Source organism: Nostoc linckia z4, from assembly GCF_002608075.1.
GTDB classification, from domain to species: domain Bacteria; phylum Cyanobacteriota; class Cyanobacteriia; order Cyanobacteriales; family Nostocaceae; genus Nostoc; species Nostoc linckia.
On the sequence record NZ_LAHA01000048.1, the window covers coordinates 38824 to 53869 of the forward strand.

Consider the following 15046-nt stretch of genomic DNA (forward strand, 5'->3'; position numbering starts at 1 on the left):
GTAGCTCTTTTTATCAAGAACAAATGGGTTTAAAACCCCTAAACAAATCTACGATTTGACGAACAGCATTGCAAGAAGATTTTCTTTATAGTAAATGCTTGACGCAATTAAGAGCGTTTCCTAATGATTGAGCCTCACCCAAAAGCTTGTTTACAATTAGATGGTTGTTTGAAGTCCCACCTACTTCAATTCAGAATTCTGACTCCTGAATTCTGAATTCTGGTTTATCTGTTCTCGCAAAAACTGAATTTCACGATCGTTGAGGAACCGATATTTACCTTCTGATAAAAATGGTTCTTTTGGCGTTTGTAATTGAATTGAGCCGATGGCACTCCGATGCAGCTGGATCACTGGGTATCCTAGTTGTTGTGCGACTCGGCGAATTTGACGATTTCTTCCCTCCTGTAAAACAATTTCTAAAAAGCTTCCTTGGGCAGAACGTTCTACGATCTGTACCTTAGCCGGTCGTGTTTTTCTACCCTCTAGCACCACACCTTGACGCCACATCCGCAATACTGCTTCTGGAGGATGTCCTTTTACCAAAACACGATACGTCTTGGAAATGCTGTGACGTGGGTGGGTTAGTCCAAATGTCAAGTCTCCGTCATTTGTCAGGATTAATGCCCCTGTGGAGTCTACATCTAAACGCCCAACTGGATGAATACCAGAACCACCGCGTAATTCTTGTGGTAGTAAATCCAGAACTGTTGGTCTGTGGTGAGGATCGTAGCAGGTTGAAACTACACCAGCTGGTTTGTGCAGCAACAGATAAATTGAGGCTGGGCGCTGCTTTGGTGATATCAGCTTGCCATCAATAGCGATCGCATCTTTTTCGGGATCGACTTTTTGGCCTAAGTGTGCCAATACTCCATTAATCCGCACTCGCGATCGCTTAATCATTTCTTCAGCTTCACGACGTGAGGCAATACCCCATTGAGCCAGAACTTTTTGTAACCGTGCCTCCATGTATAAATTACTGATTTACTGTTAACTATTAAATGATATTTGCATTTTGTAGTGACTAGGCATAAATGTTACATTTAAGGCTTGTTTAAATTTGTCAGTTGTTGAACAAATACTCATAAACTCCATTAGTTAGATGTCAGAGCAAAATTCCCAAACCACAAATGTAAACAAAATCCGAATAATTACGCAAGTACTCACAACAGCATTAAAGCTGTGGTTGAGGGGCCAAGTCAGTGAGATATCTGAATTAGAAGTGGAGATTAAAGCCAGCGATCGCCAGATTCTCTCTGGACGCATTCCTTCGGTATCTATTTTTGCTAGTCATGCAGTTTATCAAGGACTCCTAATTACAAAAATTCAATTAATAGCAGAAAATATTCAGATAAATATCGGTTCGATACTCAAGGGAAAGCCCTTGCGATTGTTACAAACAGTACCAGTTGTTGGCGATTTAACCATAGACGAGAAAGATCTCAATGCTTCTCTCTCATCTGGCTTATTATCAAATGCTTTGAGCGAGCTATTGGTTAAAGTTTTACCAACATATTCCCCAAAAACACAACCCATCAACTGGCAAGAGATTATTCTCAAGAACAACCAAATTATACTGCTCGGTTCTAGACTCACCAATAGTCAAACAACCCTTTTGAAAATCTCTCTGGACTTTAATTTGCTCAACGGTCGCCAGTTGCATTTGACAGATATCCAAATCAACGATGAGCAGAAAGATTTATTGGCAGATCGTCATACCCATAGTTTCGATCTTGGCTCAGATGTTGATATCCAAGAACTCACTTCGATCCCAGGTCGGCTAGTGTGTCGTGGGCGGATTAACGTTAATCCTTAAGATGCCCCATGCCCACGTTAATCTGTAATCAGGGGCAAAAGTAGGGTTACGAAATAGTAAACCAAAGGTGCTGTAAAAATATAACTATCAGTACGGTCTAAAATACCACCGTGACCAGGGATTAACTGTCCAGAATCCTTGACTCCAGCATCACGTTTGAGCATAGATTCAGTGAGATCCCCTAAAAGACTAGCAATACCAATTAGCAAGCCCAATGCTAAACCAGTAAGCAGAGATTTAGGCAAGTGTAAATAATAGGCTCCAGCTAAAGCTACAGCAACGCTGGAGGTAATACCAAATACTGCACCTTCTACGGTTTTTTTCGGACTAATTTCAGACAAACGGGTTTTGCCAAAGAATTTGCCAATTGTGTAAGCACCGATATCGGCTGCCCAAATACATAGTAAAGTCAGCAGTGTTGCTGTCAAACCTTGTGGTAGAGAAGTAGAATTTGCCTTTTCCCAAAAGCCTGTCCAAGTTGTGGGCCAGTAGCCTCCGAAAGGAAGATTACTAAAAGCAGCAGTGTCAATTGCTCGCAAGCGCACCCAATAACTTGGTAAATAGCCCACGTAAAATAGCCCCATGATGGAAGCGGAAATATCCGCGATGGTGGCGAATTTGGGCTGAAATAGCAGGTAAAAACAAATCAGTGTGCCAGCTATTGGCATCACGGCATCGGCTAAACTGCCATCAAGGGTACAAATTATTAACAAGACTTGGCTAGCAGCCATAGTAGTCTTAGCAGCAGGGGCAATACCTCTGGCTCGCACCAAATTAAAATATTCCTGCTGACCCAAAAACACAACAACCGCAAACATGATGGTAAAGTACCAACCCCCCAAAAGGGTCGCACTCAGAGCAAGAGCGATGGCAATAATTCCACTAATAATCCGAGACCAAGGCATAGAAGTATTAAATATTGGGCATGGGGCATGGGGCATTGGGCATGGGGTGTGATGAGTGCTGAGTTAGGAGTTAGGAGTTAGGAGTTAGGAGTTGGGAGTTATTCTTCTTGTCTCCTTGTCTCCTTGTCTCCCCATCTCCCCATGCCCCAGTCCCCATGCCCTATGCCTTAATCCAGTTTCTCACCACTGAGGATAAAAATGGGATCGACGGCGGTAAAGGTTTGAGAAAAGCCTCGCGTTTCTAAGCGATTAACAGCAGATTGGACGACTTCGATATTTCTAGCCCTTAACAGGGAAAAACTCTGAGAAATAGCATATAGACTCTCTAGATTAGCAGCTGTGGCTACAACCCGACCTGAGGGGGGTAAATATTGCCAAGCTGCTTGCAGAATTTCCTGAACGGGGCGTCCTCCTTCGATGCAAACGCGGTGAGGGGTTACCTTGAGATCCTGCAAACACTCTGGGGCGCTACCTTCAATAACTTCGACGTTCTTGACTTCAAAGCGATCGCAGTTACGCTTAATCAGATTAGCGACTTCTTCATCCCTTTCAACAGCAATAATCTTTCCTTTTGGACAGAGCAATCCTGCTTCTACGGGAATTGTACCTGTTCCCGCACCAATGTCCCACAATACCGAATCTGGCTGTAGCCGCAGTTGAGCAATTAACAACAGTCGGACTTCTCGCTGGCTCAGGGGAATTCCTGGCAAATGCTCGAACAATTCATCGGGAATACCAGGGGTAATATAAGGCCAAAGTTGGGAAGGCATAGAACTACGCAATTATACTAAAGATATTGGCAAACTACATTGAAAAGCCATTAATTATGAAAACTTTTCAAACGTAGCTTTATCACAAACAATAATGATTGGCGAAATATTGGACGAGCGCTACGAAGTTCAGCAGCTATTAGGAAAAAAAACAGGCCGGCGGACGCTGTTAGCTCGTGACTTGAAAACTCAGGAATTAGTCGTCATCAAGTTACTCTCTTTCGGTAGTGACTTTGAATGGGACGATCTCAAGCTGTTTGAACGAGAAGCCCAAACGCTAAAATCTTTGTCACATCCTTTGATACCTCGCTATTTAGACTATTTTGAGGTAAATTCACCAAACGTCAAAGGATTTGCTTTAGTACAAACTTATATTCCAGCACAAACTTTAGAGCAATACTTACAAACTGGACGGACTTTTACGGAAGCTGAGGTAAAACAGATAGCCAAGGCTGTGTTAGAAATTCTGATTTACTTACATGGGCTGCATCCGCCAGTTATCCATCGCGATCTTAAGCCTAGCAATATTTTATTGAGCGATCGCTCTGGGAATAGTGTCGGCCAAGTTTATCTCATCGATTTTGGTTCGGTGCAAACTGTCCTCGCCACAGAAACCGGAACTAGGACTGTGGTGGGAACCTACGGCTATATGCCCCAGGAACAATTTGGGGGACGTACTGTTGCGGCTTCTGACATTTATAGTTTAGGCGCGACTTTAATTTACTTGGTGACGGGTACTCACCCCGCGGATTTACCCCAAAAGGATTTCCGCATTCAGTTTGAGCGAGTAGCTAATCTCAGTCCGAGTTTGACTCGCGTTCTCCAGTCTATGACTGAACCGAGTTTAGAAAAGCGTTTGACTTCTGCACTGGAAGTACTCAAAGCCATAGATGAAGCCGAGTTTCCCACCACTAGAGCTTTAGCAGTTAGTAAACCACCTGATAGCAAAATTCAACTCACCAAAAATAGGGATTCTTTAGAAATTCTGATTCCACCTGTTGGTTTTCACTCATCAATAATGCTTTCAGGAGTATTTGCCATCGCTTGGAATTCATTTATTCTTACTTGGACAATTGGCGCTCTTTTGGCTCCTTTTCCAGTCAATATCCCTTTTGCCTTGTTCTCACTCCCATTTTGGGGTGCAGGTTTTTCCATGATGTATAAAATTTTGTTTCCGCTGTTTGGACGCGTCCGATTACGCCTAGATCCTCAGCAAATTACTTTTACAAATGAACTGTTGGGATTTAAATTCAACCGTACCCAGCGAACGCCAAGACAACATGTACGCAAACTGGTTTATACTCCGAAACGCTTTGAAATAGATTTAAACAGCCGTACTAGAGTTGAGGTGAGGCCGCAATTAATCCTTTGGTCTGGAGTAAATAAGTATCAACTCGCTGGTTATGGTGGTGTGATTAACTCTGAACCGGAAATAGAATGGCTAGCTCAGGAATTGAGTGATTGGTTAGATATACCAATTACGCGGGAATAAACAAAACGAATAATCTTAAATAAATCTCAAAATGTCAACTACAAGCACAATACAATTCGTAATGGAATTAATTTAAAAACATCATGACTTACGCAAAGGTCACGGAAGAACGAACCACAAAGAACACAAAGGACACGAAGAAAGAGGGGTTGAAAGAGTTTTTGCGTAAGTTCTAAACATTTAAACATCGCACCTGAAAGCATTTTATAAAAAATTTGATATTAGAGGATGAAGAAGATATTAGACTTCTTGCAGAAGTCGATAAAAGGGGGAAAGGTTTGGTATTTTCACTTTCCCCAATAAAGATACATCCCTTTTTCCACAAGGGTGCAAAAAGCATTTTTGATTAGCAATAGATCCACGTTTAGTTGGTGTTAAAAAATTGGTGAATGAAGAATCTTTATATCGAATGAAAGTTGGTGATTATAGAGTCCAATATTTTTTCAATAACCATAGACATGTAGAGACGTTGCAATGCAACATCTCTACATTGTTCGCAGGATAAAGGTTTTAGTCTTATCTGAATCGTATTGGATTATAGAGTAATTTATCAAATATTTGATACGATTCTATTAGTGAGTGTGATTAAAGTGAAACATCGTAGAGACGTTTATAGAAATGAGTCTTGATAGAGAACAGCGAATTAAAAATTCTTGAGAGGAAATGTGTATGTTGTTTGGACTAGGATGGCCAGAACTTGGTGTAATTCTTGTAGTCGCTATTCTCATTTTTGGGCCGAAAAAAATTCCCGAACTGGGAACTGCACTAGGTAAAACCCTACGCGGCTTTAAAGAGGAGATGAAAACCCCCAGTGACGAAACTAATCCGGAACAAGAAAAACAATAGTCAAGGGTCAAGAGTCAAAAACTTTGAGATGCTAAACTTTGGACTCTTGACTTTCGACTACAGCAATGTATTGACTACAGAAGAAGGTGCAACTCCATTTTGGGAATCAACGATCGCATTACCAGTGTTTTGTTGCTGCGTCTCTTCTTTGACCACACCACGCGCTCTAATTAATTTAATTGCGCGACTCACGCTTTCTGGTAAAACTACCACCAGACTGTTATCTGGTGCCATGTCTAAGCCTTTGTTAATCGCTTGTGTTTCATCTAAAATTGATTCGTAGCGACTATCAGGCTTGACTTGTGTAATGCCTTGAATAATCAACTTGGCAGCCGATCCCCGCGGTCTTCCTCTGGTGTCATCGTCTTCTTTGACGATGATGTAATCGAAAATTTGTGCTGCTAGTTTGCCCAAGGTGACAAAATCCTCGTCACGGCGATCGCCAGGGCCGCCAACTACGCCAATGCGCTGTCCTGTAGTCCAGTTCCGCACAAAAGCACCCACAGCTTCGTAACTAGCGGGGTTGTGGGCATAGTCCACCAAGGCGTGGTAGTTGCCTAAATTAAACAAGTTCATCCGTCCTGGGGTTTGACTCACGGAAGCCCGGAAGGTCTTTAAACCAGCACGAATCTGCTCTATTGTGACGTTTTGCACGAATGCTGCTAAACTTGCCGCTAAGGCGTTGGCAATCATAAACGGCGCACGTCCGCCCATTGTTAAAGGTATATTTTCTGCTCTTTCTATACGGTGTGTCCAATCGCCTTTGACAATGGACAAATAGCCATTTTCATATACCGCTGCAACTCCGCCCTTTTGGATGTGCTTCCGCACCAATTCCGAGTCGGGATTCATGGTGAAGTAAGCAATGTTGGCTTTAGTTTTTTCTGACATAGCAGCGACGCGGCGATCGTCGGCGTTGAGTACTGCATAGCCATCTGGGAATACAGCTTCTGCCACTACACTCTTGAGATGAGCCAACTGGTCGATGGTATCTATATCGCCTATGCCTAAGTGGTCAGCAGCTACATTTAACACTACGCCTACATTTGCTGCTTCAAAACCCAGTCCAGAACGGAGAATCCCGCCACGAGCTGTTTCCAATACTGCTACTTCCACTGTGGGGTCTTGCAGGATGAGATGGGCACTTTGGGGGCCTGTATTATCGCCAGATTCTACTAAGTAATCACCGATATATGTTCCATCTGTAGTAGTATAACCTACTACTTTACCAGTCTGCTTATAAATATGTGCTAAGAGTCGGGTGGTGGTGGTTTTACCATTTGTACCCGTGACGCTGAGAATGGGAATTTGGCTAGATTGTTCGTTGGGAAACAACATATCCATCACCGCACCAGCGACGTTGCGGGGAATGCCAACGCTGGGGGCTACGTGCATCCTAAAACCAGGAGCCGCGTTAACTTCAACAATCACCCCATCTACTTCTCGCAGGGGACGGCTAATGTCGGAGGTGACAATATCCAAGCCAGCGATGTCCAAACCGATAATCTTGACTACCCTTTGTGCCAACCAAATATTTTCTGGGTGGATTTCGTCGGTGCGGTCTACGGCAATGCCACCTGTACTCAAGTTAGCTGTTGCCCGCAGGTAGCAAATAGTACCTTTAGGTAGTACACTGTTTAAGGTGTAGCCTTGCCTTTCTAGCAGTTGGTAACTGGTGCGGTCTAGTTCAATCTTAGTGAGGACATTATCATGCCCTTCGCCACGATTTGGGTCTTGATTTGTTTCTTCAATTAATTCGGCGATGGTGGATCTGCCATTACCAGTCACATGAGCTGGCACTCGTTCGGCTACTGCCACTACTTTGCCATTAACTACCAGTACCCTGTGGTCGCGGCCGACATAATATCTTTCGATAATAATTGAACGAGAAACTTGTCTAGCGGCTTCATAGGCAGCTTCAGCTTCTTCCCAGGTTCTAATATCAATGGTGATACCGCGTCCGTGGTTGCCATCAAGGGGTTTTATGACAATGGGATAGCCACCTACGTATTCAATGGCTTCTTCCAAATCGTCCAAGAAGTTAATGGTTGTACCTCTGGGTACTGGGGCACCGGCGGCTGCAAGGATGCGTTTGGTGGCTTCTTTGTCGCAAGCTAGTTCTACGCCCAAAATGCTGGTGTTATCGGTCATTGTTGCCTGCATCCGCTTTTGATTGACCCCGTAGCCTAGTTGAATCAAAAAGCGGGCTTCCAGAGGCATCCAGGGAATACCTCGTTTTTCGGCTTCTTTGACGATCGCTTCCGTAGAAGGCCCCAAGGAAGCATCACGGCTAAAGTCTTTCAGGTCTTGGATATCTTGCTCCAGTTCTGCTTTGGGGTAGCGGCCGCGATCGATGATACTCTGGCATAATCGCACGGCAGCACGTCCGGCGTAACGCCCTGCTTCCTCATTCAAGTACTCAATCACTACTTGATAAATTCCGGGTGTAGCAGTTTCGCGAGTGCGACCAAAACCGACATGCATTAGGGCTAATTCTTGGAGTTCTAGTGCTACATGTTCCACGATGTGACCCATCATCGTGCCTTCTCTCACTCGCATCAGAAAACCACCACGGCAGCCAGGGGAACAATAGTGACCCTCCAGACTAGGCAGCGCCTCAACTAATCCTTCGTAAAAGCCAGGGATTTCATTCGAGGGCGTCTCGGCAAGGTTTTCTAAATCGAGGCGCATGACGATCAGCTTGTGGCGTCGAATGCTCCAGTAGTTTGGGCCGCGTAAGGTCTGGATCTTGAGGATTCTCATGGGAATAGGTAGATGGAGATTCGGAACCAAAATTCTAGTTTCTTACTGGAATTGACCGCTAAACTGTTCACTGCAAACAGTTTTTTCTTTTTACATGGTATTCTCATCATTTTTCTACAACAAGAAATAAATGAGCGGTCAACCAATTTTGGATTTTAGATTGGCAATAGCAGAGTTTTAGAAGCCTGGGGGTATCTTTTAGATGAAAGAAACCACAAGGTTACTTAGCTCTCTGAATTATTAGATTTACGATAGCGTAGCTCAACCGAGTCGGCATGACGATACGCTACGAAACAAGAATTTTTGACATTTGTTTCGCCAACTTTGTGGCCAAGCATCAACCAAAAAGCTGTTTTCATCTAAAATCCCAAATCCCAAATCTAAAATTTCTGGTCAACTCAGTGTAACCTTAGGTACTTTATGCCGTCAGCTGGAGATTCGGTGTACAGCAGGCAATACAGTGCGCTGGTACAGGTGGAAGCGATCGCCGTAGCTGAGGATATGCAGACGTAGATTATGCACCGTTAGGGGTTCATTAGCACCAACGTGAGGTTCGTTTGTGTGGGTCAGCTCAGTAGGATCGACAATGGTGACACTGCCTTTACCCATAACTTGCAGCCAGCCATCACGTTCAAACACTGCACAAGTATCTTCGTCAATGCCAATACCCAAACGATCGGGATGGGCTGCGATGGCGCTAATCAACCGCCCCATCCGATTGCGGTTATGAAAGTGTTGGTCAACGATCACTTCAGGAATAAATCCCAAACCCGTTGCCATATCCACTAAAGAACGATTTGGCGACTCTCCACTACCGCCGCCAGCAATCATATGATGCCCCATTACTGCTGCTCCGGCGCTGGTGCCTGCTAAGGTAAGTTGCCCTGACCTCACCCGCTGCCGGATAATTTCCATCGCTGGCGTATCTGCCAATACGCCACAGAGCCGCAGTTGATCTCCTCCGGTCAAAAATACCCCACTACAGGCTTCTAAGGATGCTTTGATTTGGGAGGCTTCACACTGTTCTCGTTCGCGGATGTCTAAAATCTCTACCTTCTGGGCACCCATTTCTTCAAAAATCCGAATATACCGACCACCGATGATAGCGGGTTCGCGAGAGGCAGATGGAATAATTGTAATATAGCCTTTACTAGCACCGGCACGTCCAAAAAAAGTTCTTAGGATGTCGCGCCCGTGAACTTTGTCTTCTGCGCCTCCGATAACTAGAACGGCGGTTTTAGTTGCTTGGGGTGTCCTCATTTCCAGCGATTTAGCTTTTAATTCCGGCATTGTGTTTCTCCTGTCAACAACTTCAGGAGCCATCGCCTTGATAAGGCAGTCCGCAAAACAGGGGGTTTCCCTATGAGTAACTGCCGAACGGGTTTCCCGGCTTGTGGCGAATGGCGTGTGAATTTAACAAGATCGGGAGTCCGATGATTTTGCGCTTTGCAACTTTTGAGAGGACACTTTGTGAAGTTTGGATTATCCTGGGCCACAGTTCCAAATTCTTGTTTAACGCACACGAGACCTCAGTTTAAAGGTTTTTGTTGCCCTTCCTATGCTGCTAGCGCCTTGTTTTTCACCTGTACATTTCCAGACTGGCAAAATAGTTCTTACTTAGTAAGCTAGGGTGGACGCTTCTTGCAAGCGGTTAACCCCCCTTTTAGAGCCAGTGCGCTGGAGAGACATTGGTTGCGAACTTTCGCAAACTTGTTTGGCCTTAGGATTTCCAAAGGTTAGCAAGTGGCGTCGGTTTTGCCGACTTGTTAGCCTCACGTTTCCGTCAAGAGAAGAAACAGGCATCAAAGTATCAGTTTTCCCCTTTGAGATTGGGGATGAACAGATCAGACCACGCTTTTTTCTGAGGCTGGCTCGATGCATCCTGAAAGTTGTTAACTTGATATGATTATTAATTTAAATGTAGTTGTGACAACATTTAAACATAAATTAAGTAATTAGAAAAACTTTAGATCCCATCTAAAATCCAAGACTCTTGGTACTTTTAGATACTATTGATAAAGTTTAACTGTAGTTTGACCCAACATTGGCTTCCTGTGTTTGTTAGACATTCATTCTTTAGATTAGTGTCCTTGAATACGAATTACTGTGCGTTTTGATATAGTTACACTTTTTCCTGACTGTTTTCACTCTGTTCTCAGTTCTGGACTGCTGGGTAAAGCCTTAACCAAACAGATTGCCCAAGTGCATCTGATTAATCCACGGGACTTTACAACTGACAAGCACCGTAAGGTAGATGATGAGCCTTATGGTGGTGGCGTAGGGATGCTAATGAAGCCAGAACCAATTTTCAATGCTGTGGAGTCGCTGCCGACTCTACCTCGCAGAGAAGTTATTTTAATGAGTCCCCAAGGTCAAACAATTAATCAACCATTGTTGCGAGAATTAGCAACAAATTATGACCAGTTGGTAGTGATTTGTGGGCATTACGAAGGAGTAGATGAGAGGGTACTGCATTTGGTAACTCGTGAAGTATCTTTAGGAGATTTTATTCTGACTGGCGGCGAAATTCCAGCAATGGCTTTAATCAATGGCGTAGTCCGGCTTCTACCAGGAACCGTAGGTAAAACCGAGTCATTGACAGCAGAAAGTTTTGAAGAGGGGTTATTGGACTATCCACAATATACTCGCCCAGCAAATTTTCGTGGCTTGAAAGTTCCAGAGGTACTGCTATCTGGAAATCATGCCGCCATCGCCCGTTGGCGTTACGAACAACAAATTCAAAAAACACGCGATCGCCGTCCCGATCTCCTGGAACAATGGGAAGAGGGGAATAGGGCATGGGGCATGGGGCATAGGGATGAGGGAGATTAGGGAGATGGGGAGATGGGGAGATGGGGAGATGGGGAGATGGGGAGATGAGTTTTTCTCCTCTACACCTTCACTTCTTGTGCCCAATGCCCAATGCCCAATGCCCAATGACTAATGCCCAATGACTAATGACTAATAACTAATGACTAAAATTCGTATTGGTAACGGCTACGATATTCATCGATTGGTGAGCGATCGCGCTTTAATTTTGGGGGGAATCCAAATTCCCCATGAACTGGGTTTGTTGGGTCATAGTGACGCGGATGTACTCACTCATGCCATTATGGATGCCATGCTTGGGGCGTTATCTTTGGGGGATATCGGCCATTACTTTCCTCCCAGCGATCCCCAATGGGCGGGAGCAGATAGTTTAATACTATTAACTCAAGTACATCAATTAATTCGGCAGCAAGGCTGGCAAATAGGAAATATTGACTCGGTGGTAGTGGCAGAACGTCCTAAATTAAAACCCCACATTCAGAAGATGCGGGATAAACTAGCAACGGTTTTAGAGTTACAACCAAATCAAATTGGCATCAAAGCTACCACCAATGAAAAATTAGGCCCAGTAGGAAGAGAAGAAGGTATTTGTGCTTATGCTGTAGTTTTATTATTACAGGAATAAATATAGCAGTCTGATTTTATTAATGAACTGAATGTGTATAGGAGAATTCCCAAAAATAAATCATTCGACTAAAAGTTATTAACTGTTGACTGTTCGCAGTTAACAGTCAACAATCAACTGTCAACATTTAATTCTATGAAATTACCATCGATTTTTTTTACAATTAAACGTTTTTGGTTAACAATAGTCCTGGGTTCAGCAATAGCATTTACAGTTAGCGCCTGTAATCCTAGTAACTTCAAAACCGCAGCCGCTCAAGTTCCACAAATTGTTACCGCAGTTTTGAGTGAGCCGTCAACCTTTAATTATGCTTTGAATGAGTCAGCATACAGTGTTTTTGGGTTTATATATGACTCATTGATTAATGAAAATCCGATAACTACAAAACTAGAACCTGGTTTGGCAGAATCTTGGGAAGTTTCTGAAGATGCACAAAGGATTGTAATCACTCTCCGAGAAGGACTCAAGTGGTCAGATGGTAAACCAATGACCGCCGATGATATTGTATTTACCTATAACGAAATCTATCTGAATCCCAAAATCCCGACTTCTTTAAAAGATAGCTTAAGAGTTGGTGAAAAGGGCACTTTGCCAAAGGTGAAAAAAATCGACGATCGCCGGGTAGAATTCAGTATAGAAGAACCCTTTGCACCTTTTGTCAGATATGTAGGCGGCATACCGATTATGCCTGCTCATGCTCTACAGGAAGCAATTCGCACAACTGAATCTAATGGAAATCCTAAATTTATTTCCATGTGGGGAACAGGCACAGATCCCAAACAAATTGTTGGTAACGGCCCCTATGTTATGGAAAGTTATGTTCCCAGTCAGCGAGTTATATTTCGACGCAATCCATACTACTGGCGCAAAGATCCTCAGGGTAATTCTCAGCCGTACATCGATCGCGTTGTTTGGCAAATTATTGAATCTACTGAAAACCAATTGATTAATTTTCGCTCTGGACAATTAGATGATTTAGATATTCCTCCCGAAGGTTTTAGTTTAATCAAACGAGAAGAAAACCGAGGTAAGTTTAAAATTTATAACGGCGGCCCAAATACAAGTACAACTTTTATTTCTTTCAATCTCAATAAAGCTAAAAATTCTCAGGGTCAACCTTTAGTCAATCCCATCAAATCCCGCTGGTTTAATCAAAAGGAGTTTAGACAAGCCATAGCCTATGCTCTAGACCGTGAAACCATGAGAATCAATGCTTATCGGGGAATAGGGGAACTACAAAATTCATTTGTTTATGTGAAAAGTCCCTATTTTCTTCCTCCAGACAAGGGATTAAAAGTATATAATTACGACCCAGAAAAATCGAAGAAATTACTATTAGAATCTGGGTTTAAATACAATGCCCAAAATCAACTCTTAGATGCTGATGGCAACCGAGTTAGATTTACACTCTTGACGAATTCTGAAAGGAAAGTCAGAGGTGATATGGCGGCTCAAATCCAACGAGACTTAGCAAGAATTGGAATTCAAGTTGATTTGCAAATCCTCAGTTTCAATTCTTATTTAGAAAAACTGAAAGTAACACAAAATTGGGATTGTTATCTTGGGGGATTCGCTGGGGGTGGTGTTGAACCCCACAGTGCTAGTAATATCTGGAGAATTAACGGTGCATCTCACGCATTTAATCAAGGGGCACAACCAGGAGATCCGCCGTTAATTGGTTGGGAAGTTTCTGATTGGGAAAAACAAATTGATAGCCTTTATATTAAAGGCGCACAGATATTAGATGAAAACAAGCGCAAAGAAATTTACTACGAATATCAACGCATTGCCTCAGAACAGTTACCGTTTATTCATTTAGTGGAAGGGTTAAATTTACAAGCAGTACGCGATCGCTTCCAAGGTATTGAGTATACTGCTCTTGGTGGCCCATTCTGGAACCTCTACGAACTGAAAGTAGTTGATTAAATGGGGCATGGGGTATGGGGAGATGAGGGAGCTGGGGAGCTGGGGAGATGGGGAGGTAGGGGAAAAGGTTAAACGTTAAAGAGAAAAGGAATAAATTTAATCTTTCCCCTTTTCCCCTTTCCCCTTTCCCTTTCCCCTTCCCAATGCCCAATGCCCAATGCCCAATGCCCAATGACTAATGACTAATGACTAATGACTAATGAAAAAAATTTGCGATCGCTCTTAGAAGCAGTTGCCAATGGTAAGGTTTCCCCAGACATAGCGTTAGATTCTCTCAAAGATTTGACCTATGAAAGTGTCGGTGAGTTTGCCAAAATTGACCACCATCGCCAGTTAAGAACTGGTTTCCCAGAAGTGATTTGGGGCCCTGGGAAAACACCAGAGCAAATTGCTCAAATTATCGAGGTGATGCGCCTCCGCAGTCCGGTGGTGATGGCAACTCGCATTGAACCAGGAGTTTATAGCACACTGCAAGCAAAAGTTAGAGGTTTGCGATATTACGAAATGGCGCGAATTTGTGCCATTACTCCTCCTAGCATCGAACCACAATTTCAAGGAGAAATTGGTATTCTTTCTGCTGGTACTGCTGATTTACCGGTTGCTGAAGAAGCCGCTGTGACAGCTGAACTTTCTGGTTTTCAAGTCAAACGCCTCTGGGATGTTGGGGTTGCAGGCATTCACCGCTTACTAAATAATCGTCACGTCATTGATTCCGCATCGGTGTTGATTGTTGTCGCAGGAATGGAAGGCGCTTTACCCAGCGTTGTTGCTGGTTTGGCAAATTGTCCAGTGATTGCTGTACCCACTAGCATCGGTTATGGTGCCAGTTTTAGCGGTCTAGCACCTTTATTGACAATGCTTAACTCTTGTGCAGCGGGGGTAGGTGTAGTGAATATCGATAACGGTTTTGGCGCAGCAGTTTTGGCGGGGCAAATTTTACGGACAGCCGAGAAATTGCGGTTGGCATCCTCTGGATCTTGAGTTAAGACATTAAAGTCATAACCAAGATTTCAGTATTTATAGCAGAATTCAGAATTACGTCTGATGTGAATTATCCAAATCAACGAAAATATCAAG

Annotated in this window: 12 protein-coding genes; 7 read left to right on the forward strand and 5 right to left on the reverse strand. The window is 43.5% G+C overall.

Annotation, left to right across the window (positions count from 1 at the left end):
* Nucleotides 1-180 precede the first annotated feature (180 nt).
* Nucleotides 181-966, reverse strand: a complete 786-nt coding sequence (locus tag VF06_RS28345) for a pseudouridine synthase (protein WP_099070894.1) — start codon at nt 964-966, stop codon at nt 181-183.
* Nucleotides 967-1099: 133 nt separating this feature from the next.
* Between VF06_RS28345 and VF06_RS28350 the strand changes: the two genes are divergently transcribed.
* The gene (locus VF06_RS28350; protein WP_099070893.1) at nt 1100-1813 is read left to right on the forward strand and encodes an LmeA family phospholipid-binding protein; all 714 of its coding nucleotides are present in this window, start codon (nt 1100-1102) and stop codon (nt 1811-1813) included.
* Nucleotides 1814-1830: 17 nt separating this feature from the next.
* On the opposite strand, the gene VF06_RS28355 is transcribed toward VF06_RS28350, so the two are convergent.
* Nucleotides 1831-2718, reverse strand: coding sequence for a phosphatidate cytidylyltransferase (locus VF06_RS28355; protein ID WP_099070892.1), 888 nt, complete (start codon nt 2716-2718; stop codon nt 1831-1833).
* A gap of 167 nt (nt 2719-2885) precedes the next feature.
* Entirely contained in the window at nt 2886-3488 is a 603-nt protein-coding gene (gene cbiT, locus VF06_RS28360; protein WP_099070891.1) for a precorrin-6Y C5,15-methyltransferase subunit CbiT, read from the reverse strand.
* 94 nt (nt 3489-3582) lie between these two features.
* Between cbiT and VF06_RS28365 the strand changes: the two genes are divergently transcribed.
* Nucleotides 3583-4980 carry a serine/threonine protein kinase gene (locus VF06_RS28365; RefSeq protein ID WP_099070890.1) on the forward strand — a complete coding sequence of 466 codons (1398 nt, stop codon included), beginning with the start codon at nt 3583-3585 and terminating at the stop codon, nt 4978-4980.
* Nucleotides 4981-5652: 672 nt separating this feature from the next.
* A complete protein-coding gene (gene tatA / locus VF06_RS28370; RefSeq protein WP_099070906.1) occupies nt 5653-5826 on the forward strand; it encodes a twin-arginine translocase TatA/TatE family subunit in 174 nt (57 codons plus the stop codon).
* A gap of 57 nt (nt 5827-5883) precedes the next feature.
* Here the strand turns inward: tatA and cphA are convergent, their stop codons facing one another.
* Complete coding sequence (gene cphA / locus VF06_RS28375; RefSeq protein ID WP_099070889.1) at nt 5884-8589, reverse strand: cyanophycin synthetase; 2706 nt, start codon at nt 8587-8589, stop codon at nt 5884-5886.
* A gap of 426 nt (nt 8590-9015) precedes the next feature.
* Entirely contained in the window at nt 9016-9879 is an 864-nt protein-coding gene (locus tag VF06_RS28380) for a cyanophycinase (RefSeq protein WP_073641765.1), read from the reverse strand.
* An 816-nt stretch (nt 9880-10695) separates the two neighbouring features.
* On the opposite strand from VF06_RS28380, the gene trmD reads away from it, so the two are divergent.
* The 4 genes from trmD to larB all read left to right on the forward strand — a co-directional run bounded on the left by trmD (nt 10696) and on the right by larB (nt 14950).
* Complete coding sequence (gene trmD / locus VF06_RS28385; RefSeq protein ID WP_099070888.1) at nt 10696-11421, forward strand: tRNA (guanosine(37)-N1)-methyltransferase TrmD; 726 nt, start codon at nt 10696-10698, stop codon at nt 11419-11421.
* Nucleotides 11422-11560: 139 nt separating this feature from the next.
* On the forward strand, nt 11561-12043 hold the full coding sequence (gene ispF / locus VF06_RS28390) for a 2-C-methyl-D-erythritol 2,4-cyclodiphosphate synthase (protein ID WP_099070887.1): 483 nt from the start codon (nt 11561-11563) through the stop codon (nt 12041-12043).
* A 135-nt stretch (nt 12044-12178) separates the two neighbouring features.
* A complete protein-coding gene (locus VF06_RS28395) occupies nt 12179-13969 on the forward strand; it encodes an ABC transporter substrate-binding protein (RefSeq protein WP_099070886.1) in 1791 nt (596 codons plus the stop codon).
* A gap of 192 nt (nt 13970-14161) precedes the next feature.
* A complete protein-coding gene (gene larB / locus VF06_RS28400; RefSeq protein ID WP_099070885.1) occupies nt 14162-14950 on the forward strand; it encodes a nickel pincer cofactor biosynthesis protein LarB in 789 nt (262 codons plus the stop codon).
* Nucleotides 14951-15046 lie beyond the last annotated feature (96 nt).

Excerpts from the sequence above, each read along its gene's own strand:
- VF06_RS28345 (WP_099070894.1), bottom strand. The coding sequence starts at position 966 with ATGGAGGCACGGTTACAAAAAGTTCTGGCTCAATGGGGTATTGCCTCA.
- VF06_RS28350 (WP_099070893.1), top strand. The coding sequence starts at position 1,100 with ATGTCAGAGCAAAATTCCCAAACCACAAATGTAAACAAAATCCGAATA.
- VF06_RS28355 (WP_099070892.1), bottom strand. The coding sequence starts at position 2,718 with ATGCCTTGGTCTCGGATTATTAGTGGAATTATTGCCATCGCTCTTGCT.
- cbiT (WP_099070891.1), bottom strand. The coding sequence starts at position 3,488 with ATGCCTTCCCAACTTTGGCCTTATATTACCCCTGGTATTCCCGATGAA.
- VF06_RS28365 (WP_099070890.1), top strand. The coding sequence starts at position 3,583 with ATGATTGGCGAAATATTGGACGAGCGCTACGAAGTTCAGCAGCTATTA.
- cphA (WP_099070889.1), bottom strand. The coding sequence starts at position 8,589 with ATGAGAATCCTCAAGATCCAGACCTTACGCGGCCCAAACTACTGGAGC.
- VF06_RS28380 (WP_073641765.1), bottom strand. The coding sequence starts at position 9,879 with ATGCCGGAATTAAAAGCTAAATCGCTGGAAATGAGGACACCCCAAGCA.
- ispF (WP_099070887.1), top strand. The coding sequence starts at position 11,561 with ATGACTAAAATTCGTATTGGTAACGGCTACGATATTCATCGATTGGTG.
- VF06_RS28395 (WP_099070886.1), top strand. The coding sequence starts at position 12,179 with ATGAAATTACCATCGATTTTTTTTACAATTAAACGTTTTTGGTTAACA.
- larB (WP_099070885.1), top strand. The coding sequence starts at position 14,162 with ATGACTAATGAAAAAAATTTGCGATCGCTCTTAGAAGCAGTTGCCAAT.